Source organism: Pseudomonas sp. NyZ201 (assembly GCF_049860765.1).
In the GTDB taxonomy this organism is placed as follows: Bacteria; Pseudomonadota; Gammaproteobacteria; order Pseudomonadales; family Pseudomonadaceae; genus Aquipseudomonas; species Aquipseudomonas bharatica.
In genome coordinates this window covers 947501-968596 of record NZ_CP187557.1, presented here as the reverse complement: position 1 = coordinate 968596, position 21096 = coordinate 947501, and the positions used below count along the sequence as shown (strand labels likewise).

At 61.7% G+C, this 21096-nt stretch carries 21 protein-coding genes and 2 rRNA genes (1 of these 23 running past the window's edge); 5 read left to right on the top strand and 18 right to left on the bottom strand.

The features are described 5' to 3' along the window. Positions 1-116: 116 nt before the first annotated feature. Together pgeF and rluD are read right to left on the bottom strand one after the other, a co-directional pair. Positions 117-857, bottom strand: coding sequence for a peptidoglycan editing factor PgeF (gene pgeF, locus ACPFMA_RS04440; RefSeq protein WP_425929739.1), 741 nt, complete (start codon positions 855-857; stop codon positions 117-119). After that, positions 854-1816: a 23S rRNA pseudouridine(1911/1915/1917) synthase RluD gene (gene rluD, locus ACPFMA_RS04435; RefSeq protein WP_425929738.1), complete on the bottom strand. Its 963-nt coding sequence runs from the start codon at positions 1814-1816 to the stop codon at positions 854-856. Before rluD ends, pgeF begins: the two co-directional genes overlap by 4 nt. A gap of 151 nt (positions 1817-1967) precedes the next feature. Here rluD and ACPFMA_RS04430 point away from each other — a divergent pair, with 151 nt between their 5' ends. Beyond that, positions 1968-2984, top strand: coding sequence for an outer membrane protein assembly factor BamD (locus ACPFMA_RS04430; RefSeq protein WP_425929737.1), 1017 nt, complete (start codon positions 1968-1970; stop codon positions 2982-2984). 104 nt (positions 2985-3088) lie between these two features. Then, positions 3089-3319 (top strand): PP0621 family protein, encoded by a 231-nt coding sequence (locus ACPFMA_RS04425; protein WP_420058545.1) that lies wholly within the window; start codon positions 3089-3091, stop codon positions 3317-3319. A 13-nt stretch (positions 3320-3332) separates the two neighbouring features. On the opposite strand, the gene thiO is transcribed toward ACPFMA_RS04425, so the two are convergent. The 5 genes from thiO to pilV are packed head-to-tail and all read right to left on the bottom strand — an operon-like array spanning position 3333 to position 6414. Further along, the gene (gene thiO / locus ACPFMA_RS04420) at positions 3333-4436 is read right to left on the bottom strand and encodes a glycine oxidase ThiO (protein WP_425929736.1); all 1104 of its coding nucleotides are present in this window, start codon (positions 4434-4436) and stop codon (positions 3333-3335) included. Positions 4437-4492: 56 nt separating this feature from the next. After that, complete coding sequence (locus ACPFMA_RS04415; protein ID WP_081263259.1) at positions 4493-4903, bottom strand: type IV pilin protein; 411 nt, start codon at positions 4901-4903, stop codon at positions 4493-4495. After that, on the bottom strand, positions 4903-5433 hold the full coding sequence (locus ACPFMA_RS04410; RefSeq protein WP_425929735.1) for a pilus assembly PilX family protein: 531 nt from the start codon (positions 5431-5433) through the stop codon (positions 4903-4905). The genes ACPFMA_RS04415 and ACPFMA_RS04410 overlap by 1 nt, the downstream gene beginning before the upstream one ends. Further along, entirely contained in the window at positions 5423-6022 is a 600-nt protein-coding gene (locus ACPFMA_RS04405; protein WP_425929734.1) for a PilW family protein, read from the bottom strand. Before ACPFMA_RS04405 ends, ACPFMA_RS04410 begins: the two co-directional genes overlap by 11 nt. Positions 6023-6063: 41 nt before the next feature. Continuing rightward, entirely contained in the window at positions 6064-6414 is a 351-nt protein-coding gene (gene pilV / locus ACPFMA_RS04400) for a type IV pilus modification protein PilV (RefSeq protein WP_425929733.1), read from the bottom strand. Positions 6415-6517: 103 nt separating this feature from the next. Here pilV and ACPFMA_RS04395 point away from each other — a divergent pair, with 103 nt between their 5' ends. Next, complete coding sequence (locus ACPFMA_RS04395; protein ID WP_420059577.1) at positions 6518-7027, top strand: GspH/FimT family pseudopilin; 510 nt, start codon at positions 6518-6520, stop codon at positions 7025-7027. Here ACPFMA_RS04395 and ispH read toward each other — a convergent pair. The 5 genes from ispH to ribF are packed head-to-tail and all read right to left on the bottom strand — an operon-like array spanning position 7020 to position 12698. Next, positions 7020-7967: a 4-hydroxy-3-methylbut-2-enyl diphosphate reductase gene (gene ispH, locus ACPFMA_RS04390; protein WP_064304371.1), complete on the bottom strand. Its 948-nt coding sequence runs from the start codon at positions 7965-7967 to the stop codon at positions 7020-7022. The two genes, ACPFMA_RS04395 and ispH, sit on opposite strands and share 8 nt — an antisense overlap. A 14-nt stretch (positions 7968-7981) precedes the next feature. Further along, complete coding sequence (gene fkpB / locus ACPFMA_RS04385) at positions 7982-8419, bottom strand: FKBP-type peptidyl-prolyl cis-trans isomerase (RefSeq protein WP_009403525.1); 438 nt, start codon at positions 8417-8419, stop codon at positions 7982-7984. Beyond that, positions 8412-8927: a signal peptidase II gene (gene lspA, locus ACPFMA_RS04380; RefSeq protein ID WP_009403526.1), complete on the bottom strand. Its 516-nt coding sequence runs from the start codon at positions 8925-8927 to the stop codon at positions 8412-8414. Before lspA ends, fkpB begins: the two co-directional genes overlap by 8 nt. Further along, entirely contained in the window at positions 8920-11751 is a 2832-nt protein-coding gene (gene ileS, locus ACPFMA_RS04375) for an isoleucine--tRNA ligase (RefSeq protein WP_064304369.1), read from the bottom strand. Before ileS ends, lspA begins: the two co-directional genes overlap by 8 nt. Next, the gene (gene ribF / locus ACPFMA_RS04370; protein WP_009403528.1) at positions 11748-12698 is read right to left on the bottom strand and encodes a bifunctional riboflavin kinase/FAD synthetase; all 951 of its coding nucleotides are present in this window, start codon (positions 12696-12698) and stop codon (positions 11748-11750) included. Before ribF ends, ileS begins: the two co-directional genes overlap by 4 nt. Here ribF and ACPFMA_RS04365 point away from each other — a divergent pair. Continuing rightward, complete coding sequence (locus ACPFMA_RS04365; RefSeq protein ID WP_167654060.1) at positions 12606-12803, top strand: hypothetical protein; 198 nt, start codon at positions 12606-12608, stop codon at positions 12801-12803. The two genes, ribF and ACPFMA_RS04365, sit on opposite strands and share 93 nt — an antisense overlap. Before the next feature lie 13 nt (positions 12804-12816). Here the strand turns inward: ACPFMA_RS04365 and murJ are convergent, their stop codons facing one another. Next, complete coding sequence (murJ, locus tag ACPFMA_RS04360; protein WP_009403530.1) at positions 12817-14355, bottom strand: murein biosynthesis integral membrane protein MurJ; 1539 nt, start codon at positions 14353-14355, stop codon at positions 12817-12819. A 252-nt stretch (positions 14356-14607) separates the two neighbouring features. Here murJ and rpsT point away from each other — a divergent pair, with 252 nt between their 5' ends. Further along, positions 14608-14880 (top strand): 30S ribosomal protein S20, encoded by a 273-nt coding sequence (gene rpsT / locus ACPFMA_RS04355; RefSeq protein ID WP_009403531.1) that lies wholly within the window; start codon positions 14608-14610, stop codon positions 14878-14880. A 111-nt stretch (positions 14881-14991) separates the two neighbouring features. On the opposite strand, the gene ACPFMA_RS04350 is transcribed toward rpsT, so the two are convergent. The 5 genes from ACPFMA_RS04350 to ACPFMA_RS04330 form a co-directional block, all read right to left on the bottom strand. Next, a complete protein-coding gene (locus ACPFMA_RS04350) occupies positions 14992-17307 on the bottom strand; it encodes an intermembrane transport protein PqiB (RefSeq protein WP_425929732.1) in 2316 nt (771 codons plus the stop codon). Next, positions 17291-17914 (bottom strand): paraquat-inducible protein A, encoded by a 624-nt coding sequence (locus ACPFMA_RS04345; protein ID WP_009403533.1) that lies wholly within the window; start codon positions 17912-17914, stop codon positions 17291-17293. Before ACPFMA_RS04345 ends, ACPFMA_RS04350 begins: the two co-directional genes overlap by 17 nt. Continuing rightward, positions 17901-18560 (bottom strand): paraquat-inducible protein A, encoded by a 660-nt coding sequence (locus ACPFMA_RS04340; protein WP_279899596.1) that lies wholly within the window; start codon positions 18558-18560, stop codon positions 17901-17903. Before ACPFMA_RS04340 ends, ACPFMA_RS04345 begins: the two co-directional genes overlap by 14 nt. Positions 18561-18676: 116 nt before the next feature. After that, a 5S ribosomal RNA gene (gene rrf / locus ACPFMA_RS04335) occupies positions 18677-18792 on the bottom strand. A 136-nt stretch (positions 18793-18928) separates the two neighbouring features. Next, positions 18929-21096: ribosomal RNA gene (locus tag ACPFMA_RS04330) — 23S ribosomal RNA — on the bottom strand (it continues 723 nt past the right edge of the window).

Sequence of the window (21096 nt, the reverse complement as noted above, 5' to 3'; positions counted from 1 at the left end):
TTCCTATAAAGGGCAGGCCGGAGCGATGGACACACCTGATGAAGAAAAGCCTGCCTGAGATACCCTCTAGATAGGGATCATTCTGGAAGATTCAAGCGTAGACGGGTTGACGCAGGTCAGCGTGATTCGAGCCAGACCAGGGAGGCGAAGCGACCGGTGGTGGAAGCGCGGCGATAGGAGAAGAAGCGCGGGTCGCTCACGGTGCAGTAACCGCCACCATGAACGGCAGTGACGCCGCGCGCCGCAAGGCGGATGCGCGCCAGCTGGTAGATATCGGCCATGAACTTGCCCGGCTGCGCGCCTGCAACGAAGGCTGCATCGGCATCGGGATGGGTTGCGATGAACGCCTCGCGAACCTCGGCACCCACTTCGAAGGCGTGCGGACCGATGGCCGGGCCGAGCCACACCAGCACATCGGCAGGATCGGTAGCGAGGGTGTCGAGCGTGGCTTCCAGCACACCACCTGCCAGGCCGCGCCAGCCGGCATGGGCTGCGGCCACCCGGGTACCGGCGCGATCGCAGAACAGGGCGGGAAGGCAATCGGCGGTCATCACGGCGCAGGCGATGCCGGGCGTGTCGGTCCAGCTGGCATCCGCCTCGTCGATCACCTGCGGGTTGGCATAGGCGACGGCAAGGCCGTGTACCTGCTTGAGCCAGGCCGGACGGGCGGCACATTCATCGGTGAGACGGCGACGATTTTCGGCCACCGCGCCTGGCGCATCGCCGACATGGTCACCCAGGTTGAAGGTGTCATACGGTGCAAGACTGACCCCGCCCGCGCGCGTGGTCACGCACGCACGGACTCCGGCTGGCGCAGGCCAGTCCGGAATCAGCAGGCTTGGGGCCAGGTCGCTCATCCGATGAAGGCCTCGCGATCCTGCTTGAGCAACGACAGCAGCCAGACGAAATCATCCGGCAGCGGAGACTCCCACTTCATGCGCTTGCCGGTCTCCGGATGCTCCAGTTCGAGGAAGCGCGCGTGCAGGGCCTGGCGCGGGAAGGTCTTGACCGCCTCGACCATGGTCGGGCTGGCGGCCGGCGGAATGCGGAAGCGCCCGCCGTACACGGGGTCGCCAACCAGCGGAAAGTTGACGTGGGCCATGTGCACGCGGATCTGGTGGGTACGACCGGTTTCCAGCTTGACCCGCACGTGGGTGTGGGAGCGGAAGCGCTCGAGCACGCGATAGTGGCTGACCGCCGGCTTGCCGCCCTCGGTCACCGCCATGCGCTGGCGCTGGCCGCCGTGGCGGCCGATCGGCGCGTTGATCTTGCCACCGGCGGTGACCACGCCAACCACGATGCATTCATAGATGCGGCTGACCGTGCGGCTCTGCAACTGGGTGACCAGGCTGGTCTGCGCTTCCAGTGTCTTGGCCACCACCATCAGGCCGGTGGTGTCCTTGTCGAGGCGGTGCACGATACCCGCGCGCGGCACGTTGATGATGCCCGGCACATGGTGCAGCAAGGCGTTGAGCAGGGTGCCGTCGGCATGGCCCGCAGCCGGGTGGACCACCAGGCCCGCAGGCTTGTTGATCACCAGGATCTGCTCGTCTTCGTAGACGATGTCCAGCTCGATATCCTGGGCCACCCACTCGCCCTGGGCTTCCTGTTCGGCCTGCAGCGCCAGCACGGAACCGCCGTGGACAATGTCACGGGGCCGCATGACGTTGCCGTCGACGGTCAGCAGGCCGTCCTTGATCCAGGCGGACAGACGCGAGCGCGAATGCTCGGCGAACAATTGGGCGGCGACCTGGTCGAGGCGTTGCCCGCCCATTTCGGACGGCACCTCTGCGCTAAGTTGAATGATCTCGGACATGCTCTGACAAGGCGACGGCACAGCCTTTGGTTTCGGCTGCGCGCTTGTGGTTAAATACGGCGTCTTTTGCCCCGGGTGTGCTCCACGGGGTGCTCATCATAACAGGACGGCCGTGCCCAAGACAGCGGCCGTCATAGGGACGCAAGCCGCCATGCAAGTGAAACACCTGCTGCTGATCGCCATCCTCGGACTCACCGCTGCTTGTTCTTCGAAGGAAGTCGTCGACGAAAACCTGAGCGAAGCCGAGCTGTACCAGCAGGCGCAGGCCGACCTGGACAACCACAGCTATACCAGCGCCACTTCCAAGCTGAAGGCCCTGGAGTCCCGCTATCCGTTCGGTCGCTATGCCGACCAGGCGCAGCTGGAGCTGATCTACGCGAATTACAAGAACGCCGAGCCGGAAGCAGCCAAGTCCGCGGCCGAGCGCTTCATCCGCCTGCACCCGCAGCACCCGAACGTCGATTACGCCTACTACCTGAAGGGCCTGACCTCGTTCGACCAGGACCGCGGCCTGCTGGCGCGCTTCCTGCCGCTGGACATGACCAAGCGCGACCCGGGTGCCGCCCGCGACTCCTACAACGAGTTCGCCCAGCTCACCAGCCGCTTCCCGAACAGCCGCTACGCGCCGGACGCCAAGCAGCGCATGATCTACCTGCGCAACCTGCTGGCATCCTATGAAATCCACGTTGCCGACTACTACCTGACCCGCCAGGCCTATGTCGCCGCCGCCAACCGTGGCCGCTACGTGGTCGAGAACTTCCAGGAAACCCCATCGGTCGGTGACGGCCTGGCAGTGATGACCGAAGCCTACCAGCGCCTGCACCTGGACGACCTGGCCGCCACCAGCCTGGAAACCCTGAAGCTGAACTACCCTGACCATCCGAGCCTGGTCGATGGCCAGTTCGTTCCGCGCCAGGAAGAGGCCGACAACCGCTCCTGGCTGTCCAAGGCCACCCTGGGCCTGATCAACACTGCCGCGCCGCTGCCACCGGGCGAAACCCGCGCCAACCAGGACGTGATCAAGCAGTACGAGGACGCCAAGGAAGCCATTCCGGAGGAATTGCTGCCGAAGGACGGCGACGCCGTGGAAGAAGAGAACCATGAAGCCGAAGGCAACAATGAGGACCGCTCCTGGTTCAGCTACATGACGTTCGGCGTGTTTGACTGATCGCAACCGAATACAAAAAAGGGAAGCTTGGGCTTCCCTTTTTTATTGGCCGCGACTGACGGCTCTTCTACACTGCCGCATCTTCACTGAATAAGCTGGACATTATGGTTCGCCTACTTTTCTGGATTGCCCTGATCGCCGCCGCCTTCTGGCTGTGGCGCAAGTTCAAGGCCGGCAATGCCTCCTCATCGAAGCCGCAGCAGGACGCCACGCTCAAGATGGTGCGTTGCGCCCATTGCGGTGTGCACCTGCCCAACGACCGCGCGCTGCACCGTGGCAACGAGTGGTATTGCAGCACTGCACACCTTGAGCAAGGCCCCGCCGAAAAGCGCTGAGGCCTCAAGGGGCTCAGAGCGCCTGCAGACGCCCTTGCGGCGCGTAGGGTGCCGGATCGATGATCGGCTCGCGCCCGGCCAGCAGGTCGCTGAACAACTGGCATGAAGCCGGGGCCAGCACCAGGCCATTGCGGTAATGCCCGCAGTTCAGCCACAGCCCTTCGCAACCAGGGACCCGGCCGATATAGGGCACACCCTCCGGCGAACCCGGACGCAACCCGGCCCAATGACCTGCCAGTTCGGCGCCAGCCAATGCCGGAACCAGCTCGATGGCAGAGGCCCGTAGACTGTCCAGGGCTTCGTCGGTAGGGGTTTTATCGTAACCGGCATGCTCCAGCGTGCTCCCCACCAGGATATGCCCGTCTCGTCGCGGAATCGCGTAGCGTCCTTTGGCCAGGACCATGCTCGGCAGGAAATCCTCCGCGCACTTGAACAGGATCATCTGCCCTTTCACCGGTACCACTGGCAACTCGAAGCCCAAGGGCCGCAACAGGTCGCCGCTCCAGGCGCCGGCAGTCAGCACCACCTCATCGGCGGCGATGACACCTTCGACCGTTTCCACGCCAGCGATACGTTCACCTTCGCGGATGAAACCGGTCACCGGGCAATGCTCTTTCAGGATCACGTTCGGCAGTTTCTGCAACGCCGCCTTGAGCGACTTGAGCAAGCGGGGGTTGCGCACATTGGCGACCCCGGCCATGTAGACGGCGCTGGCGAAACCGGGCCCAAGGACTGGCACGGCCGAATAGGCTTCGGTTACCGCCACCTTGCTCAATGGCCGCCCTTCCCTTCTGGCCCAGGCCAGCGCTTCGGCCTCGTCGTCCAGGTCCAGCCAATACAGGCCGGTCACATGGACCTGTGGATCGATACCGGTGGCAGCATGCAGGCGATCGCCGAGCTGTGGATAGAAATCCTGCGACCAATGCGCCAAGGCCGTGACCGCCGGGCTGTAGCGCCACGGGTAGAGCGGCGACACGATACCGCCGCCGGCCCAGGACGACTCGCCGCCCAGATCGCCTTTGTCGCAGACGACGACCTGATCCACTTCCGCGGCCAGGTTGAATGCCGTCAGCAGGCCGATCACGCCGCCCCCCACAATCACTACTTGCTTGCTCATCTGTAGATCCAGTACCCGAAATGAACCGCGACGCCACACAGGCGCCATGAATGCCTTCAACCACCCCAGCAGCCGTTGCCGGCATCTGCGTCGCCACCGGGATTGCCGCGCACGCCACGATGATCCAGCTCGAAGTCACCACACGCATCGAAGGCCATCGCACCATCCGGGCGCCGGGTGGCGCTCAGCAGGAAGCTGTCGGCTTCACGCCGGGCATTCAGGCGGTAGTGGGCGTTTCCGTCCGGCAGCGGGACAATCGACGCATCGGTATCGAGGTAACGGCCGGTACGGGAATGATGCTGCTCCAGGTGCTGCGCGCTTTCGTACAGGATTGCGCTTATTTCCGTGCGCGCGGCCTTGCGAACCATCTCGCTGTAGCCGGGGTAGGCAATGCCCGCCAGCATGCCGACCAGCGCGACGACAATCAACACTTCGATCAGGCTCAGGCCGTTCTGCATGCGCTGCATCAAGACTCTCCCGGTAGCTGGCGCCAGAGGATGCGGCGGGCGGGGCCGTGGTCGGGCGAGAGTGGCCAGGCCACGACGCTTTCCAGGGTGATCCGGGCCTGGCGCTCTTCGGCGGTGGCAGTGAGGCGGAACAGGATGACGGGGAGGTTTTCCGGCATGTGCGCGGCCTGGTGGGTCTGGCCGAGGTGTTCGATGAGGTAGCGCCCCGTGCCGAACGATTGCCAGCCGGATGGGGGCGTTTCGGTGAGGCGGGCTTCGGCTGTTGCCAGGAGGTTTTCTGCGGCTTCGAAGGCCTGGAGCGAGGCCAGGTGGTTGCTGGCCATGCGGGTTTGCTGGGTGCTGGCCTGGATGGCGAAACAGCCGAGGATGCCCAACAGGACCAATAGAATCATGACCAATGCCAGTACTGCGCCTCGTTGCCTACGCGGACCTGTGGGAGCGGGTTCACCCGCGATTGCGGTAGTGAATTCACCGACGCAATCGCGGGTGAACCCGCTCCCACAGGGTCGGCGGCGTTGCTCAAAGCGCATTGCGCAGGACTACCGTGAGTTCATAGGTCTGCGGGCGCACCCGCTGTCCGGGATCCTCCAACGTCAGGCTGAGCAGCATCCGATCATCATCCCGACGAACACCGAATCGGCCAACATTGTCGACCAGCACCGCACTGCTGCCCCCACTGCCAAGCAACAGGCTCCGACCGTCGAGTCGGTAGGCCTGCTGTCGGATGGGCACCGCGAACTGGCCGGGGCCGGCGGTTGCACGGCCTTTCACAACCGTGGCGCTGGCCAGGCAATCGGTCACCAGCGTCCAGTCGGGAGCGCCAGCCAACTCGCCCCATTCGGCTGCGACCAGCGTCAGGCTGCCCAGCCCACCATCGCTCGCCGGCTCGAGCCGCACCGCCTGCGCGAATACCCGCGCCGTTTCCGCTTCGGGAAAGCTCATCGCCTCCCGACGCAAGCAACCAAACATACCAGCCATGCGAATATCCCCGGCCATCCGGTGCAGCACCAGGCGCGCATCCTCCTGCAAGCGCGCCGCCGCCTCCTGTACTTTCCAACTGTGCAAGGCCCCGATGAACACGCGGCTGCCACCGAGTATCAGCAGCAACCCCAGGCTCATCGCAAGCAACACCTCGATCAGGCTGAACCCCGCCGCCCACCTCATCGTGAGACGCCCAGCTCGATGGACCGCTGCCCTCCCCCGGCGCGCTCATCGCTCCAACTGACCAGCACGCCATTTCCACGAAACACAGCGCGTCCCCCCGCGCCAGCGAAAGCCTCGACCTGACGCTGCAGTTCGGCCTGGTCACGCCCGTCGACACCCTGCGCCGAACGCGCCCGCTCCAGCATCCCGTGAGCGATGAAAGCCGCCTGGCTGACCATCCGCGCACTGTCTGTCCCTTGCACCGAACGCAGTTGCAGCCCCGCCGCCGCCAGCAGTCCCAGCGCCAGCAACGCCTGCGCAACCATCACCTCGATCAGGGTCAGCCCCCGCTGCCATTTTCTTGCCATACCCGCCTCCTGCGAAGTTTCCCCGGCACACTGCAAACCCGGCTGACTCGACATCCAGCGCAGCGCAGTTGAACCTAAGCGAAGCACTTCCAGGGAGGAACGCATGGTGAAGCAACAGGGAGTAACACTGATCCAGATGCTGTTTGCAGCAGGGCTGCTGGCATTGCTGACACCGCTGGGAATATCGGCCTACAGCAAGATGAGCCACGACCTGCAACAGCAGGCCATCGCCGAGAACCTCGCATTGGCCCTGCGCGCCACGCGCAGCGAGGCTTTGCTACGCAACCAGGTGGTGGTGTTGCAAGCGTTGGAGGATGACTGGAGCAACGGCTGGCAGATACGCCTGGAACAGGGTCCGGAGCAGTTGTTACGGGAATATTCGGTCGGCGCTGGAATCAGGGTGATCGGTAATCAGCCGGTGGCGCGCAAAGTGCGCTTCAGCGGATCGGGCGTTCCTTTGCGCGAGGGCGGCGCGTTCCAGGCCGGAACCCTGCTGGTATGCGGGGCGTCCGGTCAGGAAAGGCTGTACCAGGTGCGGCTGTCGGCCAGCGGCCGTGTCAGCCTGCGCCATGCGCCGCCTGACCAGCCGCTGTGCGGCGGGGACGTCAGTTGACGGTCCGGACCCGCAATTCCTTGGGCATGGAGAAGGTGACATTTTCTTCGCGGCCATCGAGCTCCTCCGCTCCACTGGCCCCCCACTCGCGCAGTTGCTGGATCACACCACGCACCAGCACTTCCGGCGCCGAGGCCCCGGCGGTGATGCCGACCCGCTCGACACCGTCGAACCAGTTGCGCTGCAGATCCTCGGCACCATCGATCAGGTAGGCCGGGGTGGACATGCGCTCGGCCAGCTCGCGCAGGCGATTGGAGTTGGAGCTGTTCGGGCTGCCGACCACCAGCACCACATCGCACTCGTCAGCCAGCTGCTTCACCGCATCCTGACGGTTCTGGGTGGCGTAGCAGATGTCGTCCTTGCGCGGCCCGCCGATGCTCGGGAAGCGCGTGCGGAGGGCATCGATAACGCGACTGGTGTCGTCCATCGACAGCGTGGTCTGGGTCACGAACGCCAGTCTATCGGGGTTGCGCACCTCGAGCCTGGCGACATCGTCCTCGTCTTCGACCAGGTAGATGGAGCCACCGTTGCTGTCGTCGTACTGGCCCATGGTGCCTTCGACTTCCGGGTGCCCGGCATGGCCGATCAGGATGCATTCCTTGCCGTCGCGGCTGTAGCGCGCGACTTCGATATGCACCTTGGTCACCAACGGACAGGTGGCGTCGAACACCTTCAGGCCGCGCCCGGCAGCCTCCTGGCGCACGGCCTGGGAAACACCATGGGCACTGAAGATGACGATGACGTCGTCCGGAACCTGGTCCAGCTCTTCGACGAAGATGGCCCCGCGGGCGCGCAGGTCTTCGACGACGAACTTGTTGTGCACCACTTCGTGACGCACATAGATCGGCGGCCCGAAGACTTCCAGCGCGCGGTTGACGATTTCGATCGCCCGGTCCACGCCGGCACAGAAGCCACGAGGGTTGGCGAGTTTGATCTGCATGAGGGACTCCCGGCTCAGACGGCCTTCACGTCGAGGATTTCCACCTCGAAGTTCAGGGTCTTGCCAGCCAGTGGGTGGTTGAAATCGACGGTCACCTGGGCATCGTCGAAAGCCTTTACCACACCGGGCAGTTCAGTGTTGGCAGCATCGTTGAAGATGACCAGCAGGCCTTCGGAAAGCTCCATGTCCTGGAACTGCGAACGCGGCATGATCTGCACGTTCTGCGGATTGGGCTGACCGAAGGCGTTTTCCGGGATCACGGTGACGCTGCGCTTGTCGCCGGCCTTGAAGCCGAAGATCGCCGCTTCGAAACCGGGAAGCAGGTTGCCATCGCCGACCTTGAACACCGCCGGAGCCTTGTCGAAGGTACTGTCGACGGTATCGCCGTTTTCCAGATGCAGGGCGAAGTGCAGGGTGACTTCGGTGTTCTGGCCGATACGGATGTCACTCATGGACAGGTTCTCCGGACTTTTTGCTCTTGAACATATCCAGCGCCAGCATCACCGCACCGACGGTAATGGCGCTGTCGGCCAGGTTGAAGGCCGGGAAGTACCAGCGGTTCTGCCAGTGCACGAGGATGAAATCGATCACGTGGCCGAGCACGATACGGTCGTACAGGTTGCCCAATGCGCCCCCGAGGACCAGGGCCAGGGCAATCGCCAGCCAGGTCTCGCCGCGCCCCAGGCGCTTGAGCCAGACCACCAGCACCGCACTGACCACCACGGCGATCAGGGCGAACAGCCAGCGCTGCCAGCCGGAGCTGTCGGCAAGGAAGCTGAAGGCGGCGCCGGTATTGTAGGCCAGGGTCCAGCTGAAGTAGTCGGGAATGACCACGATCTGCTGGTACATGCTCAGCGAGTTTTCGAAATGGAACTTGCTGGCCTGGTCGAGGACCAGGACCAGCGCGCTCAGCCAGAGCCAGGCGAGGCGGCCGAACCGCCCCGCAGACACATTAGGCATAGTGACGCACCTCGCCGTTACCGCTGATGTTGTCCACGCAACGACCGCAGATTTCCGGATGTTCCGGGTTGATGCCGACATCGGCGCGGAAGTGCCAGCAACGGCCGCACTTGGCATGCGCGGACTTGACCACCTTCAGCTTCAGGCCGGAAACCTCGGTGACCACGGCATCGGCAGGCGCTTCGACGAACGGCGCGACGCTTGCAGCGGAGGTGATCAGCACGAAGCGCAGCTCGTTGCCCAGCCTGGTCAGGTCGTTGCCCAGGGCCTCGTCGGCGAACAGGGTCACTTCGGCCTGCAGGTTGCCACCGATGGCCTTGGCCGAACGCTGGTTCTCGAGTTCCTTGTTGACGGCAGCCTTGACCGCCATCACGCGATCCCAGTAGGCGCGATCCAGCTCGGTGCCTTCCGGCAGCTCGGCGAGGCCCTGGTACCAGGTGTTGAGCATCACCGACTCATTGCGCTCGCCTGGCAGGTACTGCCACAGCTCGTCCGCGGTGAACGACAGGATCGGCGCGATCCAGCGCACCAGCGCTTCGGCGATGTGGTACAGCGCGGTCTGGCAGGAACGACGGGCAACGCTGTTGGCGCCGGTGGTGTACTGGCGGTCCTTGATGATGTCCAGGTAGAAGCCGCCCAGCTCCTGCACGCAGAAGTTGTGGATCTTCGAGTAGACGTTCCAGAAGCGATATTCGCCGTAGTGCTCTTCCAGCTCGCGTTGCAGCAGGAGGGTGCGGTCTACGGCCCAGCGATCCAGTGCCAGCATGTCTTCGGCCGGCAGCAGGTCGCGGGCCGGGTCGAAGCCGGACAGGTTGGAAAGCAGGAAGCGGGCGGTGTTGCGGATGCGACGATAGGCATCGGCGCTGCGCTGCAGGATCTGCTCGGAAACCGCCATCTCGCCCGAGTAATCGGTGGCAGATACCCACAGGCGCAGGATATCGGCACCCAGGGTGTCATTGACCTTCTGCGGCTCGATGGTGTTGCCCAGCGACTTGGACATCTTGCGACCGTTTTCGTCGACGGTGAAGCCGTGGGTCAGCAGCTCGCGGTAGGGCGCGTGGTTGTCGATGGCGCAGCCGGTCAGCAACGAGGAATGGAACCAGCCGCGGTGCTGGTCGGAACCTTCCAGGTACAGGTCGGCGCGCGGGCCGGTCTCGTGGCCGATGTTGTGCGAACCGCGCAGCACGTGCCAGTGGGTGGTGCCGGAGTCGAACCAGACGTCGAGGGTGTCGGCGATCTTGTCGTATTGGCCGGCCTCGTCACCGAGCAGCTCGGCGGCGTCCATCTTGAACCAGGCCTCGATGCCTTCCTGCTCGACGCGCTTGGCCACTTCCTCCATCAGCTCGACGGTGCGCGGGTGCAGCTCGCCGGTCTGCTTGTGCAGGAAGAACGGGATCGGCACACCCCAGTTGCGCTGGCGCGAGATACACCAGTCGGGACGGTTGGCGATCATCGAATGCAAGCGCGCCTGGCCCCAGGCCGGGACGAACTTGGTGTCTTCGATGGCTTTCAGGGCGCGTGCGCGCAGGGTGTCGCCATTGTTCGGCTGCTTGTCCATGCCGACGAACCACTGCGCGGTGGCGCGGTAGATCAGCGGGGTCTTGTGGCGCCAGCAGTGCATGTAGCTGTGGCTGATGGTCTCGGTGAACATCAGCGCACCGACTTCGGCCAGCTTCTCGACGATATGCGGGTTGGCTTTCCAGATGAACTGGCCGCCGAAGAACTCCAGCGAGTCGACGTAGACACCGTTGCTCTGCACAGGCGTGAGGATGTCGTCGTTGACCATGCCGTAGCGCTTGCAGGTGACGAAGTCGTCTTCACCGTAGGCTGGAGCGGAGTGGACCACGCCGGTACCGGCGCCCAGCTCGACGTAGTCGGCCAGGTAGACCGGCGACAGGCGATCGTACAGCGGGTGACGGAAATTGATCAGTTCCAGGGCCGAACCCGGGGCGGTGGCGATGACCGAACCTTCCAGGGAGAAGCGCTTCAGGCAGGATTCGACCAGCTCTTCGGCAAGGATCAACAGCTTGTCGCCGACATCGACCAGGGCATAGGTGAACTCCGGATGGATGTTCAGCGCCTGGTTGGCGGGGATGGTCCACGGGGTAGTGGTCCAGATCACGATGGAGGCCGGCTTGCCCAGGGACGCCAGGCCGAACGCGGCGGCCAGCTTGTCTTCATCGACCGCCTTGAAGGCGACATCGATGGTCTGGGATTTCTTGTCGGCGTACTCGACCTCGGCCTCGGCCAGGGCCGAACCGCAATCGAAGCACCAGTTCACCGGCTTCAGGCCCTTGAACACGAAGCCGTGCTTGACCATCTCCGCCAGGGCGCGGATTTCGCCGGCCTCGTTGGCGAAGCTCATGGTCTTGTATGGGTTGTCCCAGTCGCCCAACACGCCCAGGCGGATGAATTCGGCCTTCTGGCCTTCGATCTGCTCGGCAGCGTAGGCACGGCACAGCTCGCGGGTCTTGTCCGCCGTCAGGTTCTTGCCATGGGTGACCTCGACCTTGTGCTCGATCGGCAGGCCGTGGCAGTCCCAGCCCGGAACATAAGGCGCGTCGAAGCCCGACAGGGTCTTCGAACGGATGATCATGTCCTTGAGGATCTTGTTGAGCGCGTGACCGATGTGGATCTTGCCGTTGGCATAGGGAGGGCCGTCGTGCAGGACGAACTTAGGACGATCCTTGCCAATCTCGCGCAGCTTCCGGTACAGGCCAATACTGTCCCAACGCTGCAGGATCTGCGGTTCGCGCTGTGGCAGGCCGGCCTTCATGGGGAAGGCGGTGTCCGGAAGGTTTAGCGTGGCTTTATAGTCGGTCATTTCAGGCTCTTGGTTAGCGGTTGAGCGTGCCAATGGGCACGAGCGGCGGCGATATCCGCATCGATCGCCGACTTGAGCGCCTCCAGGGAGGCGAAGCGCTGCTCTTCACGCAGCTTGTGGTGGAATTCCACCGTCAGGCGCCGGCCATACAGATCACCGGCGAAATCCAGCAAATGCACTTCGAGGTGGGCGCTGCCGTCGCCGGCGACGGTGGGGCGCACGCCAATATTGGCGACCCCCGGCCACACCTTGCCGTCGATCTGCACACTGACCAGGTAGACCCCGCTCAGTGGCACGCGACGGCGCTTGAGTTGTACGTTGGCGGTGGGCGTACCCAACTGCCGGGCCAGCTTCTGCCCATGCAGGACCCGCCCGCCGATACGGAACGGCCGCCCCAGCAGGCGCTCGGCCAGGGCGAAGTCCGCCGCGGCCAGGGCATCACGCACCTGGGTGCTGCTGACCCGCAGGCCATCCAGCTCGACGGTCCGCGCCGCTTCTACAGTGAAACCGTAGCGCTGGCCGGCGTCCTGCAGGAAGGCGAAGTCGCCGAGGCGGTCGCAGCCGAAGCGGAAGTCGTCGCCGACCTCCAGATGCTTCACGCCGAGGCCGTCGACCAGGATGGTCTCGACGAACTCGTCGGCGCCAAGCTTGCTCAAGCGCTGGTTGAAGGCCAGGCACAGGACCCGATCGACCCCTTCCGCGGCAAGCAGGGCAACCTTGTCACGCAGGCGTGCCAGGCGTGCCGGGGCGGTTTCCGGGGCAAAGTACTCGCGCGGCTGCGGCTCGAAAATCACCACGCAGCTGGGCACGCCCAACTCCACCGCACGCTCGCGCAGTCGCGCCAGGATGGCCTGGTGACCGCGATGAACTCCGTCGAAGTTGCCAATGGTAGCAACACAGCCCCGATGCCGGGGGCGAAGGTTTTGAAGGCCTCGAACCAGCTGCATAACGCGCTTCTTGCTCATAAAGTGGTCGATTATAACCATACCCGGGCGCCGACGACAGGCAACAGCACCTCGCCAGCACGCCGATTTCACCAAACCGACGCCTGACCTGCGCCGCCCGTCAGTGCAGGGCCTTGCGGGCGAAGTCCCGGGGGCGGAAGCCGAACAGGAACAGGCAGCCAAAATAAGTCACTACGCCTGCGACAATCAGTCCTCCCAGGCGCAGGAAGCGCATCGGCATCTCCCCTTGTGCCCAGGGTGGCATGAACTGCATGCCGACCAGCAGCACGGCGCACATCAGCAACACCGCGATCACCAGCTTGACCAGAAAAGCGGTCCAGCCGGGCTGCGGCTCGAACAGGCGCTGCTGGCGCAGTTTCCAGTACAACAGACCTGCGTTAAGACAGGCACCGACGCTGATCGCCAGGGCCAGGCCGGCATGCTGCAACGGGCCGATGAATACCAGGTTGAGCAATTGCGTCGACACCAGGGTAAACAGGGCGATCTTCACTGGCGTACGGATGTTCTGCTGGGCATAGAAGCCAGGGGCCAGGACCTTGATCATGATGATGCCAAGCAGGCCCACCGAATAGGCGATCAGCGCGCGCTGGGTCATCTGCGCATCGAAGGCGCCGAACTTGCCGTATTGGAACAGTGCCACGGTCAGCGGCTCGGACAGAATCGCCAGGGCCAGGGAACAGGGCAGCACCAGCAGGAAGCACAGGCGCAGGCCCCAGTCGAGAATCTGCGAGTATTGCTGGCGATCCTTGTTGGCGTAGGTCTTGGCCAGGGTCGGCAGAAGGATGGTACCCAAGGCAACGCCAAGCACGCCGGAGGGCAATTCCATCAGGCGATCGGCGTAATACATCCAGGACACGGAGCCGGCCACCAGGAAGGAGGCGAAGATGGTGTTGATGATCAGCGAGATCTGGCTGACCGAAACTCCCAGGATGGCCGGCAACATCTGCTTCAGCACGCGCCAGACGCCGGTATCGCGCAGATTCAGGCGCGGCAGCACAAGCATGCCGATCTTCTTCAAATGGGGGAGCTGGAACGCGAGCTGCAACACCCCACCGACCAGCACGGCCCACCCCAGCGCCATGACCGGTGGATCGAAGTACGGCGTGAGGAACAGCGCGAACACGATCATCGCGACGTTGAGCAGGGTTGGCACGAAGGCCGGGACCGAGAAGCGGTTCCAGGTATTGAGGATCGCGCCTGCCAGGGACGACAGCGAGATCAGCAATATATAAGGAAAGGTCACGCGCAACAGATCGGTGGTCAGCTGGAATTTCTCCGCACTGTCGACGAAACCCGGCGCCGTGGCCCAGACGATCCAGGGCGCAGCCAGCACGCCAAGGGCGGTGACCAGAGCCAGGACCAAGGTGAGCAAGCCAGCAACGTAGGCGACGAAGGTGCGGGTCGCCTCCTCCCCCTGCTGGGTCTTGTATTCGGCCAAAATCGGTACGAACGCCTGGGAAAAAGCGCCCTCGGCGAAGATCCGACGCAGCAGGTTGGGCAGCTTGAAGGCGATGAAGAAGGCGTCGGTGGCCACGCCGGCGCCGAAGATGCGCGCCAGGATGGTGTCACGGACGAAGCCCAGAACCCGCGACACCATGGTGATGGAACTGACCGCAGCCAGGGATTTGAGGAGATTCATCGAAAGTTTTTCACGTCGTGGGATGAAGTGCAGGCCGAACGCCATTTGAATGTGCAATAATGCGCGCCGCGCAAAACAGGCAGCGCAAAAGCTCCCGAGTTTACAGGTCGTGCACCAGAAGGGAATCATCCCGATGGAGAGAATGACCGCCGAGCGGAACCCCGCTCGTGGCCTTGACAAGCAGTCAACTCATCGGCATGATTCGCGGCCTATTTTGTTTGCTATTTACCAAGTCTTTCGAGGAGCTCGACGGTGGCCAACTCACCTTCCGCCAAAAAACGTGCAAAACAGGCTGAGAAGCGTCGCAGCCACAACGCCAGCCTGCGTTCCATGGTTCGTACCTACATCAAGAATGTAGTCAAGGCCATCGACGCAAAAGACGCCGAAAAAGCGCAAGCTGCTTACATCCTGGCTGTGCCTGTAATCGACCGTATGGCCGACAAGGGCATCATCCACAAGAACAAGGCTGCTCGCCATAAAGGCCGTCTGAATGGCCACATCAAGGCGCTGAAAGCTGCTGCCTAAGCGACAAGCTTGTTAAAGAACCGACCTTAGGGTCGGTTTTTTATTGCCTGCGATTTCTTCCATCGCTAGTTGAAAGAGGCCCGGACGCTTCATGCACCCGGGCCTGCCTGGTTACTTGCCGATAGGAATCTTCGGCGCCCACTGCAGCCATTCATCTTCGGCCTTTTCGAACAAGGCGAAGGTCTGCTGCGGCAGGGCAGGCCTGCCCATCTGCTCACCTTCCGGCGTGGCGAAGGCGATTCCACCCTGGATCATGGTTTCCAGGGACTCGGTCCGGATCGTCGCGCCCTTGATCAAACCGAATTCGAAACCAAAGCCGCTGGTATTCCAGAACCGGCTGCCACCGCGAACCAGAGCTGCGTATCGCGGCTCGATCAGGATATGGATGAGCACGCGGTCAGCGGTCTGCCCCAACTCGAAGCCCGTCACCTTGCCTACGGGGATCTCCCGATAGGTCACCGGCACCCCCGGCTTGATCGAACCACGCCTCGGCGCACTCAAGACCAGCGCCAGGCCTTCCGGCGGCCCGATGACTTGTGGCGCCTCCAGCAGGGCCGTGAACTCGCGCTGCGGCCCTTTGTTCTGGGCTGCCGGTTGAACTTCCAGGTATTGTCCGGTTATCAGGGTGCCCAGGTTCTCCGTCTTGACGATCCCCAACGCCGGCTTGACCACCCAGAACTGCGTACCTACTCGAGCGATACGTTCGGGGACCTCGGTAATCCGCGCCTTAAGCAGCACCGACTGCAAATCGGCACTAAGATCGACGGCCTCGATCTTGCCGACATCCAGCCCCTTGAATCGAATCGGCGTGCCGACTTTCAAACCATCGGCGTCGGCAACCTTGATCGTAATCGGGATACCCGAAAGATTGGCTGCCTCCTGGCTTTCATGCAGGCGGAAGGTAGGTATCCGGCGCTTGAGCGGGACGTTGGGCGTCGGGGTATCGAAGGAAATACCGCCCGCCATCAGGCTTTGCAGCGACTCGCTCTTGATCTGGATGCCCGACAAGCCGCCCGTGAGCGTAATGCCACTGGCATTCCAGAACCGCGTCGAGCCGTTGACCAGGCCGGCATACTCCGGCTCGATATGCACACCTATCAGCAGACGCTTCTGGTGTTTACGGGAGAACTGGTAACTCTGCACGGTACCAACCTTCACCTGGCGGTAAAGGATAGGGCTGCCGACTTCCAGCGATCCGAGATTTTCGGTGAACAGCACGAGATGCAGGCCAGGCGACTTGAGATCGAGAGGTGGCGCCTTGGCCCGGGCCTCGAACTCGCGCTGCGGCGAGGCGCCCTTGTCGCCCGGCCGTACCGCGATGTAATTACCCTTGACCAAGGCCTCAAGGCCGGTGATGCCCGCAAGGGAAATCGACGGCTTCACTACCCAGAACTGGGTGCCCTGCACCAGGTAGTCCTCGGCCAGGGGATCGAGGGTCAGTTCGGCCATCGCACTGTTAAGATCGGACTCGACCTTCAGCGCTTTCAGCGTACCGACCTGGATACCCTTGTACATCACTGGCGTGCGACCGGCCTGCAAACCTTCGAAGTCGCTTAGCTTGACCTTCACCCGAATACCGGCCTGGGCCGCATCGAAATCTTCGTAGAGGCGGAACGGCAGGCTCGGATCCGTGGGCGGGCTGTCCTTGCGGTATTCCGGCGTGGCGAAGGCGATACCGCCGGCAACAATGCTGGCCAGGGACTCGCTGCGAATCTTGACCCCCGACAGGCTGGCGTCGACACTGACCCCGCTGGCATTCCAGAACCGCGTGTGCTTGCGCACCAGCGAGGCATAGGCTGGCTCGATAAAGACCTTGATCTCCACCGTTCCCTGGTCTTCGGCCAGACGATAGCTCTTCACCCGACCCACCTGGATCTGCTTGTAGAACACTGGACTATCACGGTCGAGCGAGCCGAGGCGATCGGCCTTCAGGGTCAGGTGCAGGCCCGGCTCGCTATCGGACAGCGGCGGCGCTTCCGGCAAGGCGACGAAATACCTGGTCGGCTCGCCATCGCCCGGGCTGACGGCAATATAGTTACCCGAAACCAGAGTCTCCAGCCCCGTGATACCCGCGAGCGTGACGCTGGGCTTGACCAGCCAGAAACGCGTATTGGTCAGCAGATGAGGCTCTGCGGCGGGATTCATTTCGATGGTGGCGACCACTCCCGCATCACTACCCTTGGCATCCAGGACCAGGCTCTTGACCTTACCGACCGGCATCCCCTTGTAGACCACCTCGGTCTTGTTGGCGACGATGCCGTCTCCGCTCTTGAAACGGACCTCGATATTCACCCCCGAGTCCCGGTAGGCCTGCCAGCCAAGCCAGCCGCCAATGACCAGGGCGATCAGGGGCAAAATCCAGATAGCCGACCAGTTCGAAGCTGGGCGGGTTCTAGCCGTAGGCAAATCGTCACTCATGGTCGTCATCCGACTCCGTGTTATCCCAGATCAGTCGGGGATCGAAAGTTACTGCTGCGAGCATCGTCAGTATCACCACGCTGGCAAAGGCGACGGCGCCCAGGTTGGCTTCGACGCTGGCAATGCGTCCGAAATTCACCACCGCGACGAGAATCGCAATGACGAAGATATCCAGCATCGACCACCGCCCGATGAACTCGATAAAGCGGTACATCAGGATGCGCTGCCGAGCGGATAGCGGCTGGTGGCGCTGCACCGAATAGAGCAGCAGGGCGATACCGACCAACTTGAAGGTGGGCACCAGGATACTGGCGATGAATACGACAGCCGCGATCGGCAGCATGCCGTGCTTCATCAAGGTGATGACCCCGGACATGATGGTGTCGGGGCTACCCTGCCCCAGGGTACTGACGGTCATGATGGGCAATACGTTGGCCGGAATATAAAGAATCGCCGCGGTAATCAGCAACGCCCAGGTACGGACAAGACTATTGGGACGGCGGGCATGCACGATCGCACCGCAGCGGGTACACACCTGTGAACTGGACTCAGGCTGCTGGCGGTTGAGTTCATGACACTCGCAACAAATAAGGATCCCGGCATCAATCGCCCGCATGCAGGTCTTCTCCCGACAACGCCACCCAGATCTGGTGTGGCGACATGACTATTTCCAACCAGACCTGGACAAGCAACAGACTGATAAAGCACAAAAGCCCAAGACCCAGACTCAGTTCGGCCAGGTCCACCAGCTTGACGATAGCCACCAGCACACCCATGAAGTAGACCTCGAGCATGCCCCAGTCGCGTAGATGGTGATAAATACGGTAGAGCAGCAAGCCATAGCCTCTTCCGACATTCCAGCGAATGCTCAACAACACGGCAAGCTGGCATAGCAACTTAAGTAGCGGAATTGCCATGCTGCAGAGAAATACCACCACGGCAACGCCACGCATCCCGGAATCGTAGAGGCCGAGCACGCCACTCCAGACGGTGTCGTCCGAATTCTGCCCCAACAAATGGAGCTGCATGATTGGCAAGAAGTTCGCCGGGACATAAAGCATCAATGCCGCGAGGACCAGGGCAAGGCTCCGCTCTACGACCTTATGCCGGTGGGCATACAGCTCATAGCCACAACGGGGGCACACAGCCTTCTCATCGCGCTTGAGTACAGGCTTGCGCATCAGCAGGTCGCACTCGTGGCAGGCCACCAGTTCGTCCAGCGGCAGATTGGCAAGCGGCCGGGAGTCGGCAGGATCGGACATAGGAAAATTCTGAATGACGGCGTCGAGGTCTATTCTAGTGCGCCGCTCGGGTTTGTGGGGAAGCCGGAAAGACAAAACCCCTACCTGCATACGCAGATAGGGGTTTCGGAATTGAATCTTGACGATGACCTACTCTCACATGGAGAAGCTCCACACTACCATCGGCGATGCATCGTTTCACTGCTGAGTTCGGGATGGGATCAGGTGGTTCCAATGCTCTATGGTCGTCAAGAAATTCTGTGTGCCAACTCGTCTTTCGACGCCTCGGCAAATCGGGTATGTGACAGTTGTGGTTTGCACGAACTTTCGGTTCATTGCGTCTTCACCACCACAATCCGGCTTCTCAGCGCAGATTGCTTGGGTGTTATATGGTCAAGCCTCACGGGCAATTAGTATTGGTTAGCTCAACGCCTCACAGCGCTTACACACCCAACCTATCAACGTCGTAGTCTTCGACGGCCCTTCAGGGAGCTCAAGGCTCCAGTGAGATCTCATCTTGAGGCAAGTTTCCCGCTTAGATGCTTTCAGCGGTTATCTCTTCCGAACATAGCTACCCGGCAATGCCACTGGCGTGACAACCGGAACACCAGAGGTTCGTCCACTCCGGTCCTCTCGTACTAGGAGCAGCCCCTCTCAAATCTCAAACGTCCACGGCAGATAGGGACCGAACTGTCTCACGACGTTCTAAACCCAGCTCGCGTACCACTTTAAATGGCGAACAGCCATACCCTTGGGACCGGCTTCAGCCCCAGGATGTGATGAGCCGACATCGAGGTGCCAAACACCGCCGTCGATATGAACTCTTGGGCGGTATCAGCCTGTTATCCCCGGAGTACCTTTTATCCGTTGAGCGATGGCCCTTCCATACAGAACCACCGGATCACTAAGACCTACTTTCGTACCTGCTCGACGTGTCTGTCTCGCAGTCAAGCGCGCTTTTGCCTTTATACTCTGCGACCGATTTCCGACCGGTCTGAGCGCACCTTCGTACTCCTCCGTTACTCTTTAGGAGGAGACCGCCCCAGTCAAACTACCCACCATACACTGTCCTCGATCCGGATGACGGACCTGAGTTAGAACCTCAAAGTTGCCAGGGTGGTATTTCAAGGATGGCTCCACGCGAACTGGCGTCCACGCTTCAAAGCCTCCCACCTATCCTACACAAGCAAATTCAAAGTCCAGTGCAAAGCTATAGTAAAGGTTCACGGGGTCTTTCCGTCTAGCCGCGGATACACTGCATCTTCACAGCGATTTCAATTTCACTGAGTCTCGGGTGGAGACAGCGCCGCCATCGTTACGCCATTCGTGCAGGTCGGAACTTACCCGACAAGGAATTTCGCTACCTTAGGACCGTTATAGTTACGGCCGCCGTTTACCGGGGCTTCGATCAAGAGCTTCGCGTTAGCTAACCCCATCAATTAACCTTCCGGCACCGGGCAGGCGTCACACCCTATACGTCCACTTTCGTGTTTGCAGAGTGCTGTGTTTTTAATAAACAGTCGCAGCGGCCTGGTATCTTCGACCGGCATGGGCTTACGGAGCAAGTCCTTCACCCTCGCCGGCGCACCTTCTCCCGAAGTTACGGTGCCATTTTGCCTAGTTCCTTCACCCGAGTTCTCTCAAGCGCCTTGGTATTCTCTACCCAACCACCTGTGTCGGTTTGGGGTACGGTTCCCGGTTATCTGAAGCTTAGAAGCTTTTCTTGGAAGCATGGCATCAACCACTTCGTCGCCTGAAGGCAACTCGTCATCAGCTCTCGGCCTTGAAATCCCGGATTTACCTAAGATTCCAGCCTACCACCTTAAACTTGGACAACCAACGCCAAGCTGGCCTAGCCTTCTCCGTCCCTCCATCGCAATAACCGGAAGTACAGGAATATTAACCTGTTTTCCATCGACTACGCTTTTCAGCCTCGCCTTAGGGACCGACTAACCCTGCGTCGATTAACGTTGCGCAGGAAACCTTGGTCTTTCGGCGTGGGAGTTTTTCACTCCCATTGTCGTTACTCATGTCAGCATTCGCACTTCTGATACCTCCAGCAAGCTTCTCAACTCACCTTCACAGGCTTACAGAACGCTCCTCTACCGCATCACCTGAGTGATACCCGTAGCTTCGGTGCATGGTTTGAGCCCCGTTACATCTTCCGCGCAGGCCGACTCGACTAGTGAGCTATTACGCTTTCTTTAAAGGGTGGCTGCTTCTAAGCCAACCTCCTAGCTGTCTAAGCCTTCCCACATCGTTTCCCACTTAACCATGACTTTGGGACCTTAGCTGACGGTCTGGGTTGTTTCCCTTTTCACGACGGACGTTAGCACCCGCCGTGTGTCTCCCATGCTCGGCACTTCCAGGTATTCGGAGTTTGCATCGGTTTGGTAAGTCGGGATGACCCCCTAGCCGAAACAGTGCTCTACCCCCTGGAGTGATACATGAGGCGCTACCTAAATAGCTTTCGAGGAGAACCAGCTATCTCCGAGCTTGATTAGCCTTTCACTCCGATCCACAGGTCATCCGCTAACTTTTCAACGGTAGTCGGTTC